Raw genomic sequence first — 22,832 nt, 5'->3', positions numbered from 1 at the left:
TGATGTTAACGAGTTAAACATTAACATGTTAATTAGTCAAGCGGATGAATCGACGCGATGCGTCCCTCCCTCGGGGGCCACAGCATCGCCGTTGTCACAGCGGATTCATTGATTCGTAGGAGGATTTCTGCTCAATGTCCGGGCGGGACCGATTGCCAATTTTTTGAGCGACCATGAAACCGATGCCGAAACATGACGGTCGAAACAGCGCGGCGCGAATGGCCGGACTGGCGTTTTTGCTGGCGGCGGGCGCGGCGTCCCCCGGTCTGGCGGCGGACGCGTCCTCCCCCGCCGCGCCTGCCGCCTCCGCCCTGGACACGGCGAGTCAGACGGTTGGCGCCGCCGCGCAATCGCTCTATCAGGGCGGGTCGTGGGCCTTCTGGTCGGTCGCCGACAAAGCCGCGTCCTTTTATTCCGGGGTGGGGCAGGCGCTCTACGAAACCTCCTACATGATCGGAATCAATTCGACGCCGCTTGAGCGGGCCGATTTCGTCGATTCCATCGCCGATCTTCCGAAGGGGACCGACCCCAATCCCCCAGCGGCCAAGACGCTCCCCGCTGCGGTCCCGCCGCCGCCCACGGTCGCCACAGCCGCCCCGCCGCCGCCGTCCGACGAATCGGCGGAAACCACCGCGCTCAAGCCCATCGAACCCGGTCTTCTGGCCAATCTTCTGTATGACCGTTCGGCCCGCAACCCTGACGGGTCTTACTTCGTGCCGAAAAGCCTGCAACGCATGTTCGAGCTGCGGACCCAGCGCTTGAGCGAGACGGAGGTGCGCGCGGGCATCAAGCTGAACGGGCGGATCATCCCCGACCCCCAGGCGCATGGGCAGGTCGAGGCCGGGTTGCTGGGCCGGATCGAGCCGCCGGAAACCGGCATGCCGGTGCTGGGCGACGCGGTGAGCAAAGGCCAGGTGCTGGGCTATGTCGTGCCGGTGGTCGGGGTGGTGGACCGCAGCCAGGTCCGGCGCGAGGTCGCCCGCCTGACCCACGAAATCCGGCAAACCGCCGAAAGCATCGAAATGATGAAGCAATTCAGCTTCGTACCCTTCCGCGAGGGCAAGATCATTCAGATGGAAATCCGCCTCGACGGCTTGCGGCAGGAGCGCGCGGCCCTGCTGCCGATGCTGAAAACACAAGAGTTTCTGCGCTCCCCCATCGACGGGGTGATCGCCTCGACCACGGCGGTGGCCGGGCGGGTCGCCCAGCCGGGCGAAATGGTCTTCGACATCGTCAATCCGAAACGTCTGTGGGTTGAAGCCACGGTGCCCGATCCGATGATCGCGTCGGAGGCGGCCCCCGGAACGACCGCCACCGCCCGCACGCCGGAGGGGCAGACCCTGAACGTCACCTATGTCGGCAGCGGCCCGGCGGTGCGCCAGCAATCCACCCCGATGCTGTTCCGCATCGACAACCCGCCCAAGGGGCTGCGGGTGGGGCGCCCGGCGGCCATCCTGCTGCGCGGGGAGCATCACACCCAGCGCGGGATGCCGACGCCGCGCGCGGCGATTTCCGTGGGCGCGGACGGGCTTCAGCAGGTTTGGGAACAGACCGACGCCGAAACCTTCGTGCCGCACGCGGTTCAAACCCAGGACATCGACGCCCAGACCGTGTTGATCCTGAATGGGGTGAAAGAGGGCGCGCGGATCGTCGTTCGCGGAATCAGCCTGATGGCGCAGGTGCAATGATGGAATCGGCGATGCGGACGATGCGTCCTTTTCAACCGGCTTTGGCGCGGTTCGCGGTCCTGTGGCTGTTGATCGGCGGGTTTTTCCTTGGCCCTGCCGCCGCTTTGGCGGACGGCGACGAGGACTCCCCCGTCCGGTCGCCCCGCGTGACGGTTCACATCAACGACGCCGACGTTGTTTTGGTGGTGAATGGCGACCGGCTTTACGCCTTTGTCGACCGGGTGGACGGCAACGAGCCGCTGGAAGGGGCGACGCTCACCGTTTTGCGCAGCGGCAAGCGCGCGCCGGTGGCGCTGACCGAGCAGGCGCCCGGCCTGTTCATCGGCCCGTTCAAACGCTCCGGCCAAAGTCAGGACGTCTTCACCCTGTCGCTCAAAACCGCCGATGGCGGCGGCGAGCAGACGGCGACTCTGGTCTATGAGGACGCCGCCGCCGCCAAATCCACGGGGAGCGGCCCTGGCCGCGTGCTGGTGATCGCCCTGCTGTCCGGGCTGGTCGGCGCCGGTGGCGGCCTTCTGGCCATGCGGTGGTGGAGCCGCCGGAAGCGGCGCGTCGAAACCCCACTCCCGGCGCCGCCCGCGCACGCGGCCTGAACGCCGCCGCGTCCCTACTGTTTCCCCGCTCTTTCCACGCGTGAGGTCTTGCGATGTTCCAGGCCGTCGTCGCCTTCAGCCTGCGGCAACGCATCTTCGTTCTGGTCGCCGCGCTGATTCTGGTCAGTTGGGGCCTGTTCGTCGCCCGCGACATGCCGATCGACCTGCTGCCGGAACTGCGGCAACCCGCCGTCACCGTCGTCACCGAATCGGGCAGTCTGGCGGCGGAGGAGGTCGAACAGCTCGTCACCCAGCCCATCGAGGCGACCTTGAGCGGAACCGCCGGGGTGACGCGGGTGCGCAGCACCTCCAGCGCCGCCTTTTCCCGCGTGATGGTGGTGTTCGGTTGGGGAACCGATCCCTACCGGAACCGGCAATTGGTGACGGAACGGCTGGCCCAACTGCGCGACCGGCTGCCCGCCGGGCTGTCGCCGCAACTGGCGCCGATGTCGGCGGCCACCGGCCTCATCATGCATATGGGCGTGACCGGCGGGGCCGACCCCATGGCGCTGCGCGAGTATGTCGAATGGACCTTGCGCCCGCGCCTCCTCGCCCTGGAAGGGGTGGCGCAGGCCTTTCTGATTGGCGGGGAGGTCAAAACCTTCCGCTTCACGCCAAACCCGGTGGCGATGAGCGACCTTGGCGTCTCGCTGCAACAGGTCGAACAGGCGCTGACCGCCTTCGGCACCAACAGCAGCGGCGGCTTCGCCGAGGCCGCCGGCAAGGAATACCCGATCCGCAACATCGGCAAATCCGCTCGCCTGGACGACATGCGCAAGCTGGTGATCGCCTTCCGCGACGGCACGCCGGTGTTGCTCAGCCAAATCGGCGAGGTGCGCTTCGCCCCTCGGGTCAAGCGCGGCGACGGGGCGTTCAACGGCGTGCCGTCGGTGAACATCTCCATCGTCAAGCACCCGTCGGCCAACACCGTGCAGGTGGACGCCGCCATCCGCCAATTGCTGGCCGACATGCAAACGACGGCGCCCGCCGGGATCCGCTTGGGCCAAGTGTCCTACAGCCAAGCGGACATGATCAATGAGGCCATCGGCAATGTCGGCACGGTGGTGCGCGATGGGATCATCATCGTCGCCGTCGTGCTGATGCTGTTTCTGGCCAATGTGCGCTCCACCGCGATTTCCCTGCTGGCGATTCCGATTTCGCTGGTGGTCAGCGTCATCGTCTTTCATCTGATTGGCGCGACCCTGAACACCATGACCTTGGGCGGCATCGCCATCGCGCTGGGCGAATTGGTCGATGATTCGGTGGTGGACGTTGAAAACATCCTGCGCCGTTTGGGCGAGAACCGGAAAAAAGCCCAGCCGGATCCAACCTTGATGGTGATCGCGCGCGCCTCGCAAGAGGTGCGGTCGGGCATTGTCTACGCCACCGCGATCATTCTGCTGGTCTTCATCCCGCTCTTCGCCATGCCGGGGCAGCCGGGGCGGATGTTCGGGCCGCTGGCGATGGCCTACATCGTCTCGATCTTCGCCAGTCTGGTGGTGTCGGTCACGGTCACGCCGGTGCTCGCCTCCTACCTGTTTCCCGGCATGCGCGCGCTGGAGCGCGCCCATGAGGGCCGTTTCGTCCGCTGGCTGAAGCGGGAGAACGAGCGGGCGTTGCGTTGGGTTCTCGACCATGGGCGGCCCGTTTTGCTGAGCGTCGGCGCGGCGGTGCTGGTCGCCGCCGCCTCGGTCCCGCTGCTGCCGCGCTCTTTTCTGCCGGAATTCAACGAGGGCAACGTCTATGTGACCATGCTGCTCAGCCCGGGAACGTCGCTGGCCCAATCCTACAAGATCGGCCATATGGCGGAGCAAATCCTCATGCAGGTGCCGGAGGTCCGCGCGCTGTCCCGCCGCGCCGGGCGGTACGAGCAGGATGGCGACGGCGATCCGGTCAACGACAATGAATGGCCGATCAAGATCGTGCTGGATCAGGGGCGCAGCCGTCACGAGGTGATGGCCGACATCCGCAACCGCCTGTCGATCTTCTCCGCCGATCTGGCGGTGACGCAGTTCCTGACCGAACGGATGCAGTCGGAAGACAACGGCGTGCGCGGCGCCATCATTCTGAAAGTCTATGGGAACGATCTGTCGACGTTGCGGACTCTGGCCGAAAAATTCCGGGCGCGCTTCGCCCGAATTCCCGGCTTGGTCGATCTGCTGGTCGAACAGCAGCAATACACCCCGCAACTGCGGGTGACGGTCGATTACGAGCGCGCCGACCTGTTCGGCATCACCCCGGCGGCGATCACCCAGGCGCTGGAAAGCTTTTCAAACGGGCGGACGGTGTCGCAGATCATCGACAATGGCCGACGCTTTGACGTGGTGATGCGGCTGGCCGACGAGGACCGCGCGCCGGAACGGTTGGGCCTGCTGCGCATCGACACGCCGTCGGGGTCGGTGGCGATCTCCTCCTTCGCCACGGTGGCGATCACGCCGGGGCCAAGCTTGATTCTGCGCGAAGACGCGGTGCGGCGCATCGCCATCATGGCCAACACCGACGGGTCGGACACGGCGAAGATCGTGGCGGCCATGCGCGACGTCATCGCCGACACCCCGCTTCCCACCGGCTACCGCACCAGTTTGGAGGGCAGCTTCCGCGAGGGCGAAAGCGGGCGGATGATGATGGCGATTCTGACGCCGGTGTCCATCGCGCTGATTTTCCTGGTTTTGCACCAGCGTTTCCGCTCCTGGCGGCTGTGCCTGATTGTGATGGGCAACGTGCCGCTGGCGGTGGCGGGCAGCGTCGCCGCCCTGTGGATCAGCGGCCAGGATCTCAGCCTCGCCACCTTGATCGGCTTCATCGCCGTGACCGGCGTCGCCGTGCGCAACAGCCTGTTGAAGGTCAGCCACTTCATCAATCTGCATCTGCACGAAGGCGTGCCGATGGGCCGGGATTTGATCCTGCGCGGCTGCGCCGAACGGCTGACGCCGGTGCTGATGACCGCCCTGGCGGCGGGCTTGGCGCTGATTCCGCTGATGGCGGTGTCGGACCGGGCGGGCACCGAAATCCTTCAGCCGGTGGCCATCGCCATCTTCGGCGGGCTTATCAGCTCGACCCTGCTCGACACCTTCACCACGCCGCTGCTGTTCGAGCGTTTCGGCCAGAAGGAGTTGGGCCGGGTTCTCGCCACCGACGCGACGCTGGCGTCTGAAACCTTCTGACCCCGTCCGCCCCGGTCGTCATCCCCCATGCCAAACGCCGGGCGATCATTCGGCGGCAAAGACCGGCGGGTTTGGGTTATGCTGCCCGCCATGTTGAGACGACTGATTGTTTTGTGCGCGACATTGGCGTGGGCGGCGACCGCAAGGGCGGAGCCGGAAACCGTGCGCGTCGGCGTGCTCGCCTATCTGGGGTCGGAGCGGGCGGCCCGCGACTGGGAGCCGACGCTCGCCCATCTGGAACGCGCGATCCCCGACCGTCGGTTTGTGACGTTGCCGCTCGATCTGCCGGGCATGGTGCTGGCGGTCGCCGACCGGCGGGTTGATTTCGTCATCACCAACCCGGGCAGCTACGTCACGCTGGAGGCGCGTTTCGCGGTGACGCGAATCGCCACGCTGGAATCCGGTTTGCCAGCGTTTCCCATCGCGGCGGTCGGCTCCACCATCATCCGCCGGGCCGACCAGCCCGCGATTCGCAAGCTCGCCGACCTGAAGGGCAAGCGGTTGGCGGTGGTTTCGACCGACGCCTTCGGCGGTTTTCAGATCGCCTGGCGCGAGATGGAGGAGGCTGGGGTCAATCCCTTCACGGATTTGGCCGCGCTGGTGGCGGTCGGCTTCCCGATGGAGGGCGTGGTGGACGCGGTGCGCGACGGCGCCGCCGACGCCGGGGTGTTGCGCGCCTGTCTGCTGGAGGAGTTGGAGGCGCAGGGCCGGATCGCGCCCGGCGCCTTTGTGGTGGTTGGGGAGCGGCAAAGTGACGGGCCGCAAGCGGATGCGCCGCCATGCCGGGTGTCGTCGCGGCTTTACCCCGACTGGCCTTTCGCCCGGCTGGCGCACACGTCGCGCGACCTTGCCCGGCAGGTCGCCGCCGCGCTGTTGACCATGCCGGCGACCGATGGGCGGGCCTGGACCGCCTCGCTCGATTACACGACGGTGCATGAGCTGTTCCGCAAGCTGCACATCGGTCCCTATCCGAAAACCCCGCCGACGCTGGAGGAGATCCTGCGCCGGAACTGGCATTGGTTGGCGCTGGCGGGCGTGGCGGCGCTGTGGTGGGTGATCCACGCCGCGCGGGTCGAGGTTCTGGTCCGCCGCCGCACCGCCGAATTGGTCCATGAGATCGCGGAGCGCGAGCGCGCCGAAGCCACGGCGCTGCGCCTGCGCGAGGAGCGTGACCAGCTCTCGCGGCTCGGCATCGTCGGCGAAATGGCCAGCACCATCGCCCATGAATTGAATCAGCCATTGGCGGCCATCGGCAATTTCGCCGGTGGCATGACCCGGTTGCTCGACGCGCCCGCCCCCGACCTTGAACGGTTGCGCATCGGGGCGCGGTCGGTGGTTGAGCAGGCCGAACGGGCCGCCGCGATCATCCAACGCACCCGTGGCTTCGTCAGCCGTCGCGGCGCCCAGCGCTCCACCCTGTCGATCAACGCCGTGGTGGCGGAAACGCTGTCGCTGTTCGGCGCGCCGTCCGACCTGCAACGGCCCATCGCCACCGAACTGGCGGCGGACCTGCCGCCGGTGCAGGCCGACAAGGTGGAGCTGCAACAGGTGTTGTTGAACCTGTTGCAAAACGCCGTTGACGCGACGCCGTCCGCCGATGGCGGCGCCATCGCCGTGCGCACAGCCCTGTCCGACGGCATGGTGTTGATCGAGATGCGGGATTGCGGGTCAGGCGCGTCCGACGAGGCCAGGACGCGGATGTTTGAACCCTTCTTCACCACCAAGCCCGACGGGCTGGGGTTGGGGCTGTCGATCTGCCGCACCATCGTCGAGCGGCATGGCGGGCGCATCTGGGCCGCGCCGTCCGCCCCCCGTGGTCTGGCCGTCCGCTTCACGTTGCCGCCCGTCGCCAATTCACCCGCCAATTCACCCATTGAGGAGAATCACGCATGACCGACGCCCCCTTGGTTCTGGTGGTGGACGATGACGAGGCGATTCGCGGGTCGGTCGGCTATCTGTTGGGGTCGGTCGGCATCGCTTGCGAAAGCTTTGCGTCCGCCGAGGCCTTTCTGGGGTCGCCCCATCTGCGTCCGCCGCTGCGTCCGGGCTGCGTTCTGCTGGACGTCCGCATGCCGGGCATGAGCGGGATCGAACTGCTGCGCCATCTGAAGGAGCGGGGCTGCAAACGGCCCATCATCATGATCACCGGCCATGGCGACGTGCCGTTGGCCGTCGCCGCGTTGAAGGGCGGGGCCGAGGATTTCATCGAGAAGCCTTGGAAGGACCAAGCGCTGCTCGACGCGGTCAACGCCGCGATTCGGAAATGCCGCGACGTGCTGGCGCGCAGCGCCGGGCGCGAGGCGGTGGAGGCGCGTCTGGCCCAACTCAGCCGCCGCGAGCGCGAGGTGTTGACCCTGGTGCTCGACGGACGCCAGAACAAGGAGATCGCGACGGCGATGTCCATCTCCGTCAAGACCGTGGAAGGCCACCGTCAAATGGTGATGGAAAAGATGGCCGCCCGCTCCGTCGCCGAACTGGCGCGTCTGATGCTGGCCCCCGGCGAGCGGGTTTGAACTCGGACGGGCCTGACGCGGGCGGCTCGGCTGTTTCCCCCGACCGCGACGGCAAGGGTTAACCCTTGGTCAGCACCGGAATCCACCCGGTAGCGCTGATTGTTTGTCCAGCGTACTGTTCGCAACAGACAAGACGCCGGCGGCCCGCCGGACTGACATCAGGACCGACATGACCAAGTTGCGGCCAGACGGAGAGGCGACTCTCCGAACCGATCCGCTTGCCCCTGGCGCGGATGTTTCGTCCGGCCGGTTGCGGCGGGCGCCCGAGAGTTTCCTGACGCCGGAGGAGATCCGGCAGGTCGGCCAGGGGCGGCGCGCGTTTCTGCGCGCCAGCTTTCTGACCGCCGCCGCCGCGACCGTTGCGGTGGGGACACGCGGTCGGGCCGCCGCCGCGTCAACCGCCGTCAGCGTTGGCGATCCCGACATTCTGAATCCGACCCCCTGGGGCAGCAGTCTGGGCCAGCCGGTGGCGGCCAGCCCCTATGGCCAGCCGTCCAAGCACGAGCGCGGGTTGGCGCGTCGGCAAAGCCCCGGACTGACCCAAGTGGCCGCCGCCAGCGTGTCCTTCGCGCCCTTGCAGGGGCTGTTCGGCATCATCACGCCGTCCGGCCTGCATTTTGAGCGGCACCATCAGGGCTGGCAGGACATCGACCCGACCCGGCACCGCTTCATGATCGACGGCGCCCGACCGGAGTTTGTGAAGACGCCCAAAGTCTACACAATGGACGACATCCTGCGTCTGCCCTCGGTGTCGCGCATGCACTTCATCGAGTGCGGCGCCAACACGGGCATGGAGTGGGGCAACGTCGCGGTTCCCACCGTGCAATACACCCATGGCATGCTGTCGTGCAGCGAGTTCACCGGCGTGCCGCTGCGCACGCTGTTGGAGGATTGCGGCGCCGACCTGAAGGCCGCGACATACGTGCTGGCCGAGGGCGGCGACGGATCGTCGATGACCCGCACCATCCCGATCGAGCTGGTGCTGTCCGGCGAGGTTCTGGTCGCCTATGGCCAGAATGGCGAGATGCTGCGGCCCGAGAACGGCTACCCGCTGCGCCTCATCGTGCCGGGCGTGCAAGGCGTCTCGTGGGTGAAGTGGCTGCGCCGGGTCGAGGTCGGCGACCGGCCTTACGCGACCAAGGACGAGGCGGTCCATTACATCGATTTGATGCCCGACGGCCAGCACCGGCAATACAGCTCGATTCAAGAATGCAAGTCGGTCATCACCACCCCGTCGGGCGGTCAGACGCTGGTGGACAAGGGCTATTTCACCATCAGCGGGCTGGCCTGGTCCGGGCGCGGCAAGGTCAAACGGGTGGACGTCTCCGTCGATGGCGGCGTGAATTGGGTCGAGGCGACGTTGCAAACGCCGGTCCTGTCCAAATGCCTGACCCGCTTCATCCTGCCCTGGAATTGGGATGGAAAACCGGCGCTGCTGCAATCGCGCGCCACCGACGAAACGGGCTTCGTCCAACCCGGTTACGGCCAACTGCGCGCAGCGCGCGGGTCGCGGTCGATCTACCACAACAACGCGATCCAGACTTGGCAGGTCGCCGAAAACGGGGACGTGAGCAATGTCCAGATTCTGTAAAGCGGCGCTGCTCGGGTCCACGCTTGGCGTCCTGCTTGGCCTTGGCCTTGGCGGAACGGCTCTGGCCGACAATTTCCCCGGCGTTGGGCGTCCGGCCACTCCGGCGGAGGTGAAGGCGTGGGACATCGACGTCGGCCCCGATTTCACTGGCCTGCCATCCGGCTCCGGCAGCGTGTCGCGCGGCATGGACATTTGGGAGGCGAAATGCAGCGCTTGCCACGGCACCTTTGGCGAGAGCAACAGCGTTTTCAACCCGTTGATCGGCGGCACCACCGCCGAAGACGTCAAATCCGGCCATGTCGCCACTCTGAAGCGGACCGATTTTCCGGCGCGGACGACCGTCATGAAGGTCGCCACCGTGTCCACCCTCTACGACTACATCCGCCGGGCCATGCCGTGGAACGCGCCGAAATCGTTGAGCGACGATGACGTCTACGCCGTGCTCGCCTACATGCTGAACCTCGCGGAAATCGTGCCCGACGATTTCGTTCTGACCGACGCGACGATCCGCGACGTCCAGGCGCGGATGCCGAACCGCGACGGCATGACCACCGCGCACGCCCTGTGGCCCGGCCCCGGTTTGCCGAACCCGGCGGCCAAACCCGACACAGCCAACGCGGCCTGCATGACCAACTGCAAGCCGTCGGTTCAACGGACCTCCCATCTGCCTGACCACGCCCTTGGCGCGCATGGCAACCTCGCCGCCCAGAACCGGATCTTCGGCCCCGTGCGCGGCCAACGCACCGGCCCGGACGAGGCGGCGACCGACAAACCCAATCCCGCTCTGACGCTGGCGGAGGCGTCCGGTTGCCTGTCCTGCCACGCGGTGGACACGCGGGTCGTCGGGCCAAGCTACAGCGAAATCGCCGCCCGCTATCGCGGCAGCGACAGCGCCGACGCGCTGATGTCCAAGGTCAAGGCCGGTGGCGAGGGCGTTTGGGGCGCGGTGACGATGCCGCCGCAACCGGACCTGAAGGACGATCAGGTGAAGACCCTGGTCGCCTGGATCCTGGCGGGCGCGCCGACGAAATGACGTGATCGAAAGGGAACTCCTGTCATGACGCAGAGACTGATGGAACGACGCCAAATCCTGACCTTCCTGGGAACGCTGGCGGCGGCTGGGTTTGTTTTGCCCAGGATGGCCTTCGCCAATTGGGACAAGGTCGCCTTCGAGGCCAAGACGATGGACGAGGCGCTGAAGGCGCTGGGCGCCGGGACTCCCGCGACCAGCGGCGACGTCCAGATCGTCGCCTCCGACATCGCGGAAAACGGCGCGGTGGTGCCGATCCAGGCGATCAGCAAGCTGCCCAACACCGAACGCATCGCCATCCTGGTCGACAAGAATCCCAGCATGCTCGCGGCGTCCTTCGACCTGACGCCCGAGACGATCCCGGAGGTCACGGCGCGCATCAAGATGGGCCAGACCTCGAACGTCGTCGTTCTGGTCAAGGCGGATGGCAAATTCTACGCCGCATCCAAGGAAATCAAGGTGACGCTCGGCGGCTGCGGCGGCTGAACGAACCGGAAAAAGGAGCATCAGCATGGGCAGTCCGATGAAGATCCGCGCCTCCGTCAAGGATGGCGTCACCGAGATCAAGGTCCTGATGGGCCACGAGATGGAAACCGGCCAACGCAAGGACGCGAACGGCGCGGTCATCCCCGCCTGGTTCATCAACGAAGTGACCGCCAAGCTCGACGGCAAGATGGTGATGCAAGCGCAATGGGGGCCGTCGATTTCCAAGAATCCCTACCTCGCCTTCAAGGTGAAGGGCGGCAAGGCGGGCGACAAGGTGTCCGTCACCTGGGTCGACAACAAGGGCGACACCCGCACCGACGAAGCCGCCGTGACCTGAAGACTCCGCGAACCGGAGGCGGGGGCGCGTCCGGCAGGCAAGAACAAGGACGGGAGGGAACAGGGATGGATCGGGCAAGCGTTGGAATCATGGCGTTCCTTGCGGTGTCGGCGGCCGCCGTGACGGTGGCCTACGCCCAAAAGGACGCGGCGCAGGACAGCATTGAGGCCTATCGCGAGGCCTTGCAGGACGGCAACCCCGCCGAACTGTACGAGGCCAGCGGGGAAGAGCTGTGGAAGACGCCCGCCGGGCCAAAGGCGGCGTCGCTGGAGCGCTGCGACCTTGGCCTTGGCCCCGGCGTGGTCAAGGGGGCTTACGCCCAGCTTCCCCGCCATTTCGCGGACACCGACCGGGTCCAGGATCTGGAATCACGCCTGTTGACCTGCATGCAGACCCTCCAGGGCAAGGATCCCAAGCCTTACATCGAGGCGTCCTTCACCGCCCCGCCGAAGGAGGAGATGAACGCGTTGGCCGCCTACATCTCCGGCCAATCCAAAGACGCGCCCATCGCGGTGACGCTCGCGCATCCCAAGGAACAGGCGATGTACGAGCTGGGCAAGCGGATGTTCAATTATCAGGGCGGTCCGTATGATTTCGCCTGCGCCACCTGCCACGGTCAGGAGGGCACGCGCATCCGTCTTCAGGAATTGCCCTACATCCCCAGCGCCAAGGGGGCGGCGGCGGGGTGGAGCAGTTGGCCCGCTTACCGCGTCAGCGCCGGGCAGATGTGGTCAATGCAATGGCGGCTCAACGACTGCTTCCGCCAGCAGCGTTTCCCCGAACCCGTCTACACCTCCGACGCGACCATCGCGTTGTCGATGTACATGGCGGCCACCGCCAACGGGGCGACGATGAAGACGCCCGGAATCAAGCGCTGAGAGGGAGGCCGCCATGAAACATTTCGCGCTGCTCGCCGCCGCCCTGCTGGCGCTGGCTGGCCCGGCCCTGTCGCAAACAGTCCTGTCGCAAACAGCGGGTTGGGGGCCGGGGGCCGACGACGCCGCCTTTTCCCGCATGCTGGCCTCCAGCTTCAAGGGCAAGGGCGTCGCCACGATCGACCGTTTGACCCAGGACGAGACGCAAGCCTTTTGCTCCAACCCCGTCCTTGCGGCCAGTCCCGCCGCCGCCGCCCAGCGCCAGCGGATCGAGGCCGCCAACATGGCGACGGTCAAATGGCCGTCCGATGGCCAATGGCTGGGCGACTGGAAACAGGGCGAGGCGCTGGCGCAGAGCGGGCGCGGCAACACCTGGTCGGACAAGGCGGACACCCCCAACGGCGGCAATTGCTACAACTGCCACCAGATCAGCCCGACCGAGATCTCCTATGGCACCATCGGCCCCAGCCTGACCCAGTACGGGGCGCTGCGCGGCCAGGGTGAGGAAACGCTGAAGGCGGCCTGGGCCAAGATCGTCAACGCCAAGGCCAGCAACGCCTGTTCCAACATGCCGCGCGCCGGTCACATGGGCATTTTGGGCGAAACGCAGATCAAGCATCTGATGGCCCTGCTGTTCGATCCCAAATCACCCGTCAACGCCCAGCCGGGACCGACCAAATGAACCGTCGCGAGTTCCTCAACGTCCTGGCCGCCGCCAACGCCGCCGGTCTGCTGCTGCCCGCCAGTCTGGCGCGCGCCCAAACGGCGGCTGAGTCCTTCTACGACGCGCCAGCTTTCGGCGACGTCTCGCTGCTGCACATCACCGACTGCCACGCCCAGCTCAAGCCGATTCATTTCCGGGAGCCGAGCGTCAATCTCGGGATCGCGGGCATGGCCGGGCGGGCGCCGCATCTGGTGGGACCGTCGCTGCTGGAGCATTTCCGCATCGCCCCCGGCAGCCGCGCCGCGCACGCCTTCACCTTCCTTGATTTCGAGCGGCTGGCCGGTCTGTACGGCAAGGTCGGCGGCTTCGCCCATCTGGCGACGCTGGTCAAGCGGGTGCGGGCCAACCGTCCGGGCGCGCTGCTGCTGGACGGCGGCGACACCTGGCAAGGGTCGGGCACCGCGCTTTGGACCCAGGGGCAAGACATGGTGGAGGCCGCCAAGCTGCTGGGCGTCGACGTCATGACTCTGCATTGGGAATGCACCTACGGCCAGGACCGCGTGCGCGAGGTCGCGGAAAAGGACTTCGCCGGTCACATCGAGATCGTCGCCCAGAACATCAAAAGCGCCGATTTCGGCGACGACGTGTTCAAGCCCTACACGATGCGCGCGGTGAACGGCGTCAAGGTGGCGGTGATCGGCCAAGCCTTTCCCTACACGCCGATCGCCAACCCGCGCTACATGGTCGCCGACTGGACCTTTGGCATCCGCGAAGAGGACATGCAAAAGACGGTTGACGCCGCCCGCGCCGCCGGGGCGGCGGTGGTGGTCGTGCTGTCGCACAACGGCATGGACGTTGATCTGAAGATGGCCTCGCGGGTCAGCGGCGTTGACGCGATCCTCGGCGGCCACACCCATGACGGCATGCCGGCGCCCAGCGTCGTCGCCAACCCCGGCGGCAAGACGCTGGTCACGAACGCCGGGTCCAACGGCAAGTTCCTTGGCGTGCTCGATCTGGCGGTGAGCGGCGGGCGGGTCGCCGATTTCCGCTACCGCTTGATGCCGGTCTTCGCCGACCTGTTGCCCGCCGACCCGGAGATGGACGCGCTCATCACCCGCGTGCGCGCCCCCTACGAGGCGACATTGGGCGAGGTTTTGGCGGTGACGGACGCCACGCTGTACCGGCGCGGCAACTTCAACGGCAGCTTCGACCAGGTGATCCTCGACGCGCTGATGGCGGAGAAGGACGCGGAAATCGCCTTCTCGCCGGGCTTCCGCTGGGGCGCCAGCCTGTTGCCCGGCCAGCCGATCACCATGGAATCCCTGCTGGACCAGACCGCCATCACCTACCCCTATGTGACGCTCAGCAACCTGTCCGGCGCGCAGATCAAGACGGTGCTGGAGGATGTCTGCGACAATCTGTTCAACCCCGACCCCTATTACCAGCAGGGCGGCGACATGGTGCGCGTCGGCGGCCTGTCCTACGCCTGCGATCCCACGGCGGCGGCGGGACAACGCATTCAGGACATGACGCTGAACGGCAAACCGCTGGAGGCGTCGAAGACCTACAAGGTCGCGGGCTGGGCGCCCGTCGCCGAAGAGGCCAAGACGGCGGGCGGCGAGCCGATTTGGGATCTGGTCGCCCGCAACCTGCGCGCCCGCAAGATCATCGCGCCGCCCCGTCTCAATCTGCCGACGCTGAAGGGCGTGGACGGCAACCCCGGCCTTGCCGTCTGACGGCGCGTCATCCCTGAACGCCGCCTGAAACGCCGCCCCGAAGAACGCCGCCCTGAACCGATGGAAAGACCGCCGCCATGAGCATCCGCCGTCGCTTCGCCACCCTGCTGCTGCCCGCGCTGTTGCTGTTCGGCGCGGTGGCGTCCGTCCCGGCCTTGGCCCAGGACAAGGTGGTCTACCACATCGACAACGCGGCGGAGCAGGGAACCAAGGCCCTGCGCAACATCCGCAACCATTTGGACGTCGCGCCGAAGACCGAGATCCTTGTCGTCACCCACGCCGAAGGGGTGGATCTGCTGATGGAGGACGCGCGCGACCAGAAGAACAACATCGATTACGGGTCGTTGATCTCCGACCTCAAGGGGCGCGGCGTCCGTTTCGAGGTGTGCGAGATCACGATGAAGCGGCGCAACCTGACCAAGGATCAGTTCGTGATGGAGGCGGAATTCACCCCGTCCGGCGTGGCGCGCATCACCGAATTGCAAACGCGCGAGCGTTACGCCTACATCAAACCCTGAAAAGGCTGACGCCATGGGCTTCGCCATCACCATCGACGGTCTGATGGACGCGTTGGGCGAGGAGCGCTTTCTGGCGCTGGGCGGTCTGTTGATCGGCGCGCTGTTCGGGGCTTTCGCCCAGCGCTCCGGCTTTTGCCTGCGCGCCTCGACGCTGGAGGTCGCGCACGGACGGCTGGGCGAACGGCTGGCGGTGTGGCTGCTCGCCTTCTCCACCGCGTTGATCGCCACGCAGGGGTTGATCCTGCTCGGCCTGTTCGACACCGGCGCCGTCCGCCAGCTCAACAACCCCGGCAGCCTGTCGGGCGCGGTGATCGGCGGCCTGATGTTCGGCTGCGGCATGACGCTGACCCGCGCCTGCGCCAGCCGCATGCTGGTTCTGGCGGCCACCGGCAATTTGCGGGCGCTGCTGTCGGGGCTGGTGTTCGCGGTGATGGCGCAAGCGGCGCTGCGCGGCGTCCTGTCGCCAACGCGCGAGGCGATCAACGGCTGGTGGACGGTCAGCAGCGCGCAGCGTGACCTGTTGGCGGTGGCGGGCGTCGGGCATGACGGGGCGTTGCTGTTCGCGTTGGTTTGGCTGGCCGCCGGCGCCGTGATCGCCCGGCGCAACCGCCTGTCGGGTTGGTTCTGGTTGGGGGCGGTGGGCGTCGGCTTGACCGTCGCCGCCGCGTGGTGGTTCACCTGGCGCAGCGCCGCCGCCGCCTTCGACCCGGCGCCGATCCATTCCCTGAGCTTCACCGCGCCGTCCGCCGATTTCCTGATGCTGGTGCTGTCGCCGCCGGGCGCGCGTTGGGGGTTCGACACCGGGCTGATCCCCGGCGTGGCGCTGGGCGCCTTCCTGGCCGGTCTGGCCGGGGGCGGGCTGAAGCTGGAGGGCTTCAACGACGGTTCCACCATGCGGCGCCACATCATCGGCGGTTGTCTGATGGGGTTCGGCAGCGTCCTGGCGGGCGGCTGCGCGATTGGCGCGGGCGTGTCCGGGGCCTCGATCTTCGTGCTGACCGCGTGGCTCGTGCTGTGGTCGATGTGGATCGGCGCCGTGCTGACCGACCGGGTGATCGACCGACCGGCGCGCGTCCGTTCCGTTCCTGCCCCCGCCACCCCGCCGGTCGCGGCGCAATGATTGTCCGGGAGACTCGCATGTTTCATCCGTCACGCCGCCACTTGCTCGCCGGTGGAGCCGCCCTTCTGGCCGCCCTGCCGGAATTGCCGGCGGTTCGCGCCTTCGCCGCCGGGGTCGAGGCCTTCGTCAAGGGGCCGCCGGTGGCGGATCGGCCCTTGGTTCAGGTCAGCCCGCATGTCTGGATCATCCAGGCGCCGGACGGCTTTCCGACGCCCCAAAACCAAGGGATGATGGCGAACATCACCTTTGTCATCGGGCGCGAGGGCGTGATCGTCGTTGATTCCGGCGCCTCGCTCCAGATCGGCGAGATGGCGATCCGCATGCTGCGCGCCGTCACGAAAAAGCCGGTGGTCGGCATCGTCAACACGCATTACCACGGCGATCATTGGCTGGGGAACCACGCCTTCGCCGAGGCGTTCGGCGAAGATTTGCCGCGCTACGCCTTGCCCGCGACGCGCGCGGCGATTTTGGGGGTGGAAGGCGACGCTTGGCGGAGCGCCATGGTGAAATGGACGGCCCAGGCCTCCGTCGGCACCCGGATCGTCGCCCCCAACCGCGACGCTGCCCATGGTGACGAGCTGTCGCTTGGCGACGTCCGGCTGCGGCTGCACCATTACGGGCGCGCCCACACGCCATCCGATCTGTCGGTCGCGGTGGTCGAGGATGGGGTCATGTGCGTCGGCGACGTGATGATGGACCGGCGCATCGCCAACATGGACGACGGCTCTTACCTTGGAACCTTCGAGACCATGGACCGGCTGCGAACCGACAGCGACACCCGCATCTGGCTGCCCGCCCATGGCGAACCCGGTCCCGGCGTGCCCGCTTGGCAGCGCGCCCTGTTTGAAGGCATCTATGAACCCTGCGCCGCCGCCGTGAAGGCCGGTCGCTCCATCGAGGCGGCGAAGGCGGCGGCGCTCGCCGATCCGCGCGTCGCGTCCCGCGCCGCCGAGACCAAGGGGTGGGACAACAACATCGGCAAATACATCAGCCTCGCCTATCTGGAGGCTGAACAGGCGGATTTTTGAGCCGAACCGACCCTTGCGGATCCTTGGAAAACGCCTGGGGCGCCTCAGAGACAGCGGCGTGCTCGACAAAGCTTTCAAGGGAATCCTCTTTTTCCGTCCGCCGCCAACCGGTGCAACGCCCACCAATTCCGGCGTTCATTTCAGAAGTCTATAGTGTGTTAATCGCCAATAATTTTAAATGAAAACACCGTACGTCTTGATTTCTCATGTATGTATTTTATAACAATTGTAATATGATGTTCTAATTATTGACTGATTATTTTATTTGGCTTATTCAATTTTTATGGATTCATTTTCTCCATCGGCTGATGGAATCAAAGTAAAATTATTTCAAAGGGAAAAGCATGCCGAGCGATTGGATCGCACGATGCAGAGCGGTCAAGACGCTCCATGACGCCCATCAACTTTCGACCGATCTGTGTCACGAACTGGGTTTGGACCATTTCATCCATCTGGCCTGCGTCCCGCAGGCGTCGAATCGCTTCGCCAATTACATTCTGTCAAATTTCAGGGACGACAAACGGAGCGCTTCAGGCGGTCCTTGCGAGGGCGTCGGCCTGCTTCACCGCGCGCTGGAGGATGCCCGACCGCTGGTGTGGAGCGCTATGGCGGATCTGGTCCTGCCGGTTCCGGCGACGAAACTTCCCTTGGCGGGCGGCGACGACCTTCTTCTGTCCGATGGGGGCATGCTGGGGATCCATGGCGGCGACGGCGGCAAGGCCGTGCTGTGCTTCACGGTCCGCCATGGGCGTTTGCACGATCGGGACATCGAGCGGATTCTGTGTCTGCTTCAGGTGATGTCGCCCTACGTCTACACCTGCCTGACCGCTCCGGCGGCGGACGCGACCCGCCTTCTGTCAGAGCGGGAACGCGAGTGTTTGACATGGATGATTCAGGGAAAAACATCGTGGGAAATCGGCAAGATCCTGGGGATCACCGAACGAACGACGGACTTCCATGTCGGGAACATCCTGCGAAAGATGGATTGCCGCAACCGCAGCCAAGCCATCGGAAAAGCGCTTCTGAACGGCCATGCCGTCCGCTTTCCCGACGACCTGTTGGAGCGGGTGGTCTGTCTTGACCAGCCCGCCGCGCAATCGGTCAGAACGAGGCCAGAACCTCCGCCAAAATCCCGGTGATCTGGGCGATTTCCGCTGATTGAACGATCAATGGCGGCGACAGGGTGATGCAATCGCCAGCGGCGCGAACCAAAAGGCCGCGTTCAAAGCACCGGGTGAAGACGTCGAACGCGCCCGGCGCGGCGCGCCCGGCGGCGGGTTCGATGTCGATGCCTGCGACCAAACCAATGCTGCGGATGTCGGCCACATGAGGCGATCCACGCAAGGCGTGGACGGCGTCCGCCCATTGATCGGCGATCAAAGAGACCCGGCTCAGCAACCCCTCCCGCTCATAGATGTCGAGCGTGGCGTGACCGGCGGCGGCGGCGACCGGATGGCCGGAATAGGTGTAGCCGTGGAACAGCTCCACCGCCGTGTCCGGCCCTTGCATGAAATGATCGTGGATCGGTCGCCGGACGGCCACGGCGCCCATGGGAACGACGCCGTTGGTCAATCCCTTGGCGCAGACCACCATGTCGGGCAGAACGTTGAAGCGTTCGGCGGCGAAGGGGGCGCCCATCCGGCCAAAGCCGCTCACCACTTCGTCGAAGATGAGCAAAATGCCGTGGGCGTCGCAGATCCCGCGCAGCCGTTCCAGATAGCCCACCGGCGGGGCGAGCACGCCGGCAGAGGTCGCCACGGGTTCGACGATCACCGCCGCGATGGTCGAGGCGCCGTGCAGCGCGACCAGACGCTCCAGAGCTTCGGCCCGATGGCCGCCCCAGTCCGGTTGGCCACGGGAGAACGCTTGACGGTTGCGGTCGTAGGTGTGGGGCAGATGATCCGCGCCGGGCAACAGCGGGCCGAAATCACGGCGGTTGGCGACGACGCCCCCGACCGTGACGCCGCCGAACCCAACGCCGTGATACCCGCGTTCGCGCCCGATCAGACGGGTGCGCTGCCCTTCGCCGCGCCGTTGGTGATAGGCGATGGCGATCTTCAACGCGGTGTCCACCGCCTCCGACCCGGAGTTGGTGAAGAACACGCGGTCAAGGTCGCCCGGCAGCAGGGCCGCCAACCGCCGGGCCAGCGAAAAGGCGCCGGAATGGCCGACTTGGAAGGTCGACGCGTAATCGAGCGCGCAGGCCTGACGGTGAATCGCGTCGGCGATCTCGCGTCGGCCATGCCCGGCGTTCACGCACCACAACCCTGCGGTTCCATCCAGAATCCGGTGCCCTTCCGGCGTCGTGTAGCTCATGCCCTCCGCCGTCGCCAGCAGGCGGGGCGACGCTTTGAAATGGCGGTTGGCTGTGAAGGGCATCCAAAGCGCGTCCAGGGCGCCGTCGTCCGGGCGGGCGAAGCTCAGTCTGTTGGGCGACGTCATGGCGTCAGATCCGTTCGGAAGGACAAGGAAAACCGACAGTGAAGACGGGAGGGAGCCGCTCAGCGACCGCCGCCAATGGGCAGAACCGCCCCCGTCACATAGGCGGCGGCGGGGGAGAACAGCCAGACGACGCCCGCCGCGACCTCCGCCGCCGTGCCGGGGCGTCCCATCGGGACGCCGTCCGCCAAGCGCTCCACGCGTCCGGGATCGCCCGCCGCCGCGTGCAGCGGCGTGTCGATCAGGCCGGGGGCCACCGCGTTGACCCGGATGCCTTCCCGCGCCGTTTCGCGGGCCAACCCGATGGTCAGGCTGTTGATGGCGCCCTTGGTGACGGCGTAATGGATCCACTCCCCGCCGCCGCCCAGCGTCGCGGCGATGGAGGACAGATTGACGATCACGCCGCCCGCCCCGCCACGCCGCTGGGACAGGCGAAGAACGGCTTCGCGGGCGCACAGCATGGCGCTCCAGACGTTGATCCGCAGCACGCGGGACAAGGTGTCGCCGTCCAGATCCTGAAGCCGCCGGAAGCCGCCGGTGATTCCGGCGTTGTTGACCAGCCCGCCGAGCGGCCCCAACCGACGCGCCGATTCGTCGAACAGGCGCAGGATGTCGGCCTCCTCCGCCAGATCGGCGACGATGGCGGTGGCGGCGCCGTTGGCGGCGCGGATCTCGGCGGCGACGGCCTCGGCGGCGTCCTCCGTCACGTCGTTGACGACCACCGGCCAACCATCCGCCGCCAGAGCGCGGGCGGTGGCCGCGCCGATGCCGCGACCGGCCCCGGTGACGATCACCGCGCGTTTGGCGGCGGCTTGCAAGACGCTCATGGCGTGAAATCTCCTGGAAGGCCGCTCAGCGGCTGGTCGCCGCTTGGGCGAGGGGGGAGGCGGGGCGCAGCAAGGCGCGGCGGGTCAGTTCGTAAGGAACAAGGCCGATGGCGGCGACGGCCAGCAAGCCGCAGCCCATCACCACCGTGGTGAAATCGCTGCCCGTCGCGTCGCGGACGAAGCCCGCCAGCATCTGGAACAGCGTCACCAGGATGTAGAAGACGGTCATGAACCAGCCGAGCGACCAAGCGACGTCCGATGGCGCGGCGGCGCGGGCCGGCATGGCCAGGATGCCGCCCGCAGGCAGACCAAGGAAAAGGCCGGTGAGGATGCAACTCGCCACCGGGTTAGCCCCCATGGCGAAGGCCAACCCCGAGGCCGCAGCCCCCAGCGAACCGACGATGACCGGCAGCATCGGCCGTCCGCCCCGATCTGTGACGAAGCCGCCCAGCGGCATGCTGACCATGGCGACCCACATGGCGACGCTGACGGTGCGCGACGCCTCGCCGGTTGACAGTCCCCCGGTCGAAACCAGCAGGCCGGGCGCGTAGGTCAGGAAGATGACTTGCCCGACGTTGTAGGAGGCCCAGATCACCCCGGCGATGGTCGGCAGGATGCTTTGTCGTTGCAGGATTCGCCGCAGGTTCGGCATCTCCCGTCGTGGCGCCAGGGCGCCGGCGGGGGAGCGATAGGTCATCGCCACCAGCATGGCGACCACCAGACAGATGAAGGTGGTCAGGTGGAAGGACCACCGCCAGGACACCACTTCGGCGATCGCCGGGAACAGGGCCAGGGCGGTCGCCAGCCCGAATTGCCAACTGATGAAGACAATGGCGAGCGCGGTGGACAGTTCCTTGTCGCGAAACCATTCGGCCACCATGGCGGACACCAGAACGCTCAACAAGGCGTTGCCCGCCCCGCCGACCAAGCGGCCGATCATGGCGGTGGTGTGATCCTGGCTGAGCGAAAAGACAAGGCTGCCAGCCGCCAGCAACAGCAGACTGAACACCGCCAACCCTTTCAGCCCAAAGCGGCTGGCGAGCACCCCGGCGGGCAGCGCCAACAGGATGCCGGGCAGCATGAACAGCCCCATCAACTGCCCCAACGCCGCGTAATCGACCCCGAGATCCGCTCGGGCGTAGGGAATCAGCGCCCCCAGAATTTGAAACTCCAGCGCCATGCAGGTTCGCGCGACGAACAAAATGGCCAAAATGAACCAACGCATGATCTTGGACATCCCCCATGATTTCCAACGGCTGCGGTTTCACCGCCGATTGCCCACGATTTTCTGGATGCTGAGTGGCGGCGCGTGCATCCGATGACTGTTTTTCCCGGATGATGGCGCAGCCAAAGGGAGAGTCAAGTCGTCCGTTCGGTCATCAAACCTTCTGGCGCGTGGGGCGGATGCGAATGTCGTCCAGATGAACGTGGGGCGGTTGCCCCACCACAAAGCCGATGGCGGCGGCGACGTCCGCCGGATCCAAAAAGGGTCCCTGCTCGGCCTCAAGCGCGCGAAACCAGTCGGGATCATACCCGGCGACCGCCTGAAACTCCGATTTCACGAATCCCGGTTCGATCAAGGTCACGCGGACGCCGTGCTGGCAGATCTCCTGCCGCAAAGCCTCCACGACGGAGTGCAGGGCGAATTTGGTGGCGCCGTAGATCGGGTTGAACGCCGAAACCTGTCGGCCAATGGTCGATCCGATCACCACGATGTCGCGGACTCTCGCGTCCTCGCGCCCGCCCTCCCGCTGGTCATCTTGGGCGGCGGCGACGAAGCGCTCGGCGCAGGCGCGCAACTGCCGCAGGGCGGCAAGGCAATTCACCTCGAACAGCTCTTCCCATTTCGCAGGGTCGGAGCGCAGCAGGGTTCCCGGCAGCCCGTGACCGGCGCACAGAACGAACAGGTCGGGCTGCCGGTCCCAGGCGCCGCGCGCCGCGTCGAACAGGCGGTCGATCAGTCCGGCGTCGGTCGCGTCGCCGACAACCCCCAGCACCGGGCGTTGCGGGCCGGGCCAGAGGGCTTCCAGCGCGGTCAGTCTCGGCTGGCGTCGGCCATTGGCGACGACGCGGGCGCCGTCCTCCACCAGCCGACGCGTCACGGCGGCTCCGATGCCGGATGTGGCTCCGGTCACGATGGCCGTGCGGCTGGCGGCCATACGGTTGGCGGCGGCGTGTTCGCTGTGTCCCATGTCGTTCTCGCAATCATGAAGGGGTGTTGGT

At 66.6% G+C, this 22,832-nt stretch carries 20 protein-coding genes; 16 read left to right on the top strand and 4 right to left on the bottom strand.

Translation table 11 applies throughout. The features are described from left to right. The first annotated feature begins 218 nt into the window (after positions 1-218). From D3877_RS24615 to D3877_RS24540, 16 genes are all read left to right on the top strand, one after another. Complete coding sequence (locus tag D3877_RS24615) at positions 219-1,688, top strand: efflux RND transporter periplasmic adaptor subunit (RefSeq protein ID WP_119833433.1); 1,470 nt, start codon at positions 219-221, stop codon at positions 1,686-1,688. Between the two features lie 11 nt (positions 1,689-1,699). After that, a complete protein-coding gene (locus tag D3877_RS24610; RefSeq protein ID WP_147395288.1) occupies positions 1,700-2,281 on the top strand; it encodes a hypothetical protein in 582 nt (193 codons plus the stop codon). Positions 2,282-2,334: 53 nt separating this feature from the next. Next, complete coding sequence (locus D3877_RS24605) at positions 2,335-5,445, top strand: efflux RND transporter permease subunit (RefSeq protein ID WP_119833431.1); 3,111 nt, start codon at positions 2,335-2,337, stop codon at positions 5,443-5,445. Between the two features lie 90 nt (positions 5,446-5,535). Further along, positions 5,536-7,338, top strand: coding sequence for a sensor histidine kinase (locus D3877_RS24600; protein WP_238475066.1), 1,803 nt, complete (start codon positions 5,536-5,538; stop codon positions 7,336-7,338). Next, the gene (locus D3877_RS24595; RefSeq protein ID WP_119833430.1) at positions 7,335-7,958 is read left to right on the top strand and encodes a response regulator transcription factor; all 624 of its coding nucleotides are present in this window, start codon (positions 7,335-7,337) and stop codon (positions 7,956-7,958) included. Before D3877_RS24600 ends, D3877_RS24595 begins: the two co-directional genes overlap by 4 nt. 169 nt (positions 7,959-8,127) lie before the next feature. Continuing rightward, complete coding sequence (gene soxC, locus D3877_RS24590; protein WP_119833429.1) at positions 8,128-9,549, top strand: sulfite dehydrogenase; 1,422 nt, start codon at positions 8,128-8,130, stop codon at positions 9,547-9,549. Continuing rightward, complete coding sequence (locus D3877_RS24585) at positions 9,533-10,582, top strand: c-type cytochrome (protein ID WP_119833428.1); 1,050 nt, start codon at positions 9,533-9,535, stop codon at positions 10,580-10,582. The genes soxC and D3877_RS24585 overlap by 17 nt, the downstream gene beginning before the upstream one ends. Before the next feature lie 24 nt (positions 10,583-10,606). Continuing rightward, entirely contained in the window at positions 10,607-11,065 is a 459-nt protein-coding gene (gene soxY / locus D3877_RS24580; protein WP_119833427.1) for a thiosulfate oxidation carrier protein SoxY, read from the top strand. A 25-nt stretch (positions 11,066-11,090) separates the two neighbouring features. After that, positions 11,091-11,402, top strand: coding sequence for a thiosulfate oxidation carrier complex protein SoxZ (soxZ, locus tag D3877_RS24575; RefSeq protein WP_119833426.1), 312 nt, complete (start codon positions 11,091-11,093; stop codon positions 11,400-11,402). A 65-nt stretch (positions 11,403-11,467) separates the two neighbouring features. Beyond that, positions 11,468-12,280, top strand: coding sequence for a sulfur oxidation c-type cytochrome SoxA (soxA, locus tag D3877_RS24570; RefSeq protein ID WP_119833425.1), 813 nt, complete (start codon positions 11,468-11,470; stop codon positions 12,278-12,280). Positions 12,281-12,293: 13 nt separating this feature from the next. After that, positions 12,294-12,959: a sulfur oxidation c-type cytochrome SoxX gene (soxX, locus tag D3877_RS24565; protein ID WP_119833424.1), complete on the top strand. Its 666-nt coding sequence runs from the start codon at positions 12,294-12,296 to the stop codon at positions 12,957-12,959. Beyond that, positions 12,956-14,677: a thiosulfohydrolase SoxB gene (gene soxB / locus D3877_RS24560; RefSeq protein ID WP_119833423.1), complete on the top strand. Its 1,722-nt coding sequence runs from the start codon at positions 12,956-12,958 to the stop codon at positions 14,675-14,677. Before soxX ends, soxB begins: the two co-directional genes overlap by 4 nt. Before the next feature lie 77 nt (positions 14,678-14,754). Then, positions 14,755-15,195: a DsrE family protein gene (locus D3877_RS24555; RefSeq protein WP_119833422.1), complete on the top strand. Its 441-nt coding sequence runs from the start codon at positions 14,755-14,757 to the stop codon at positions 15,193-15,195. Between the two features lie 13 nt (positions 15,196-15,208). Continuing rightward, entirely contained in the window at positions 15,209-16,315 is a 1,107-nt protein-coding gene (locus D3877_RS24550) for a YeeE/YedE family protein (RefSeq protein WP_119833421.1), read from the top strand. Positions 16,316-16,332: 17 nt separating this feature from the next. Further along, positions 16,333-17,343, top strand: coding sequence for an MBL fold metallo-hydrolase (locus D3877_RS24545; protein ID WP_119833420.1), 1,011 nt, complete (start codon positions 16,333-16,335; stop codon positions 17,341-17,343). 344 nt (positions 17,344-17,687) lie between these two features. Further along, entirely contained in the window at positions 17,688-18,482 is a 795-nt protein-coding gene (locus tag D3877_RS24540) for a helix-turn-helix transcriptional regulator (protein WP_119833419.1), read from the top strand. On the opposite strand, the gene aptA is transcribed toward D3877_RS24540, so the two are convergent. The 4 genes from aptA to D3877_RS24520 form a co-directional block, all read right to left on the bottom strand. Continuing rightward, positions 18,445-19,785, bottom strand: coding sequence for an omega-aminotransferase AptA (gene aptA / locus D3877_RS24535; RefSeq protein WP_119833418.1), 1,341 nt, complete (start codon positions 19,783-19,785; stop codon positions 18,445-18,447). The two genes, D3877_RS24540 and aptA, sit on opposite strands and share 38 nt — an antisense overlap. Positions 19,786-19,844: 59 nt before the next feature. Further along, entirely contained in the window at positions 19,845-20,609 is a 765-nt protein-coding gene (locus D3877_RS24530; RefSeq protein WP_119833417.1) for an SDR family oxidoreductase, read from the bottom strand. Between the two features lie 25 nt (positions 20,610-20,634). Further along, entirely contained in the window at positions 20,635-21,834 is a 1,200-nt protein-coding gene (locus D3877_RS24525; RefSeq protein WP_158599992.1) for an MFS transporter, read from the bottom strand. 154 nt (positions 21,835-21,988) lie between these two features. Next, positions 21,989-22,801: an SDR family oxidoreductase gene (locus D3877_RS24520; RefSeq protein WP_238475065.1), complete on the bottom strand. Its 813-nt coding sequence runs from the start codon at positions 22,799-22,801 to the stop codon at positions 21,989-21,991. Between the last annotated feature and the right edge of the window lie 31 nt (positions 22,802-22,832).

The organism is Azospirillum cavernae (assembly GCF_003590795.1).
Taxonomy (GTDB): Bacteria; Pseudomonadota; Alphaproteobacteria; order Azospirillales; family Azospirillaceae; genus Azospirillum; species Azospirillum cavernae.
The sequence above is the reverse complement of the archived record's forward strand: the minus strand, read 5'-3'. Positions and strand labels throughout refer to the sequence as shown.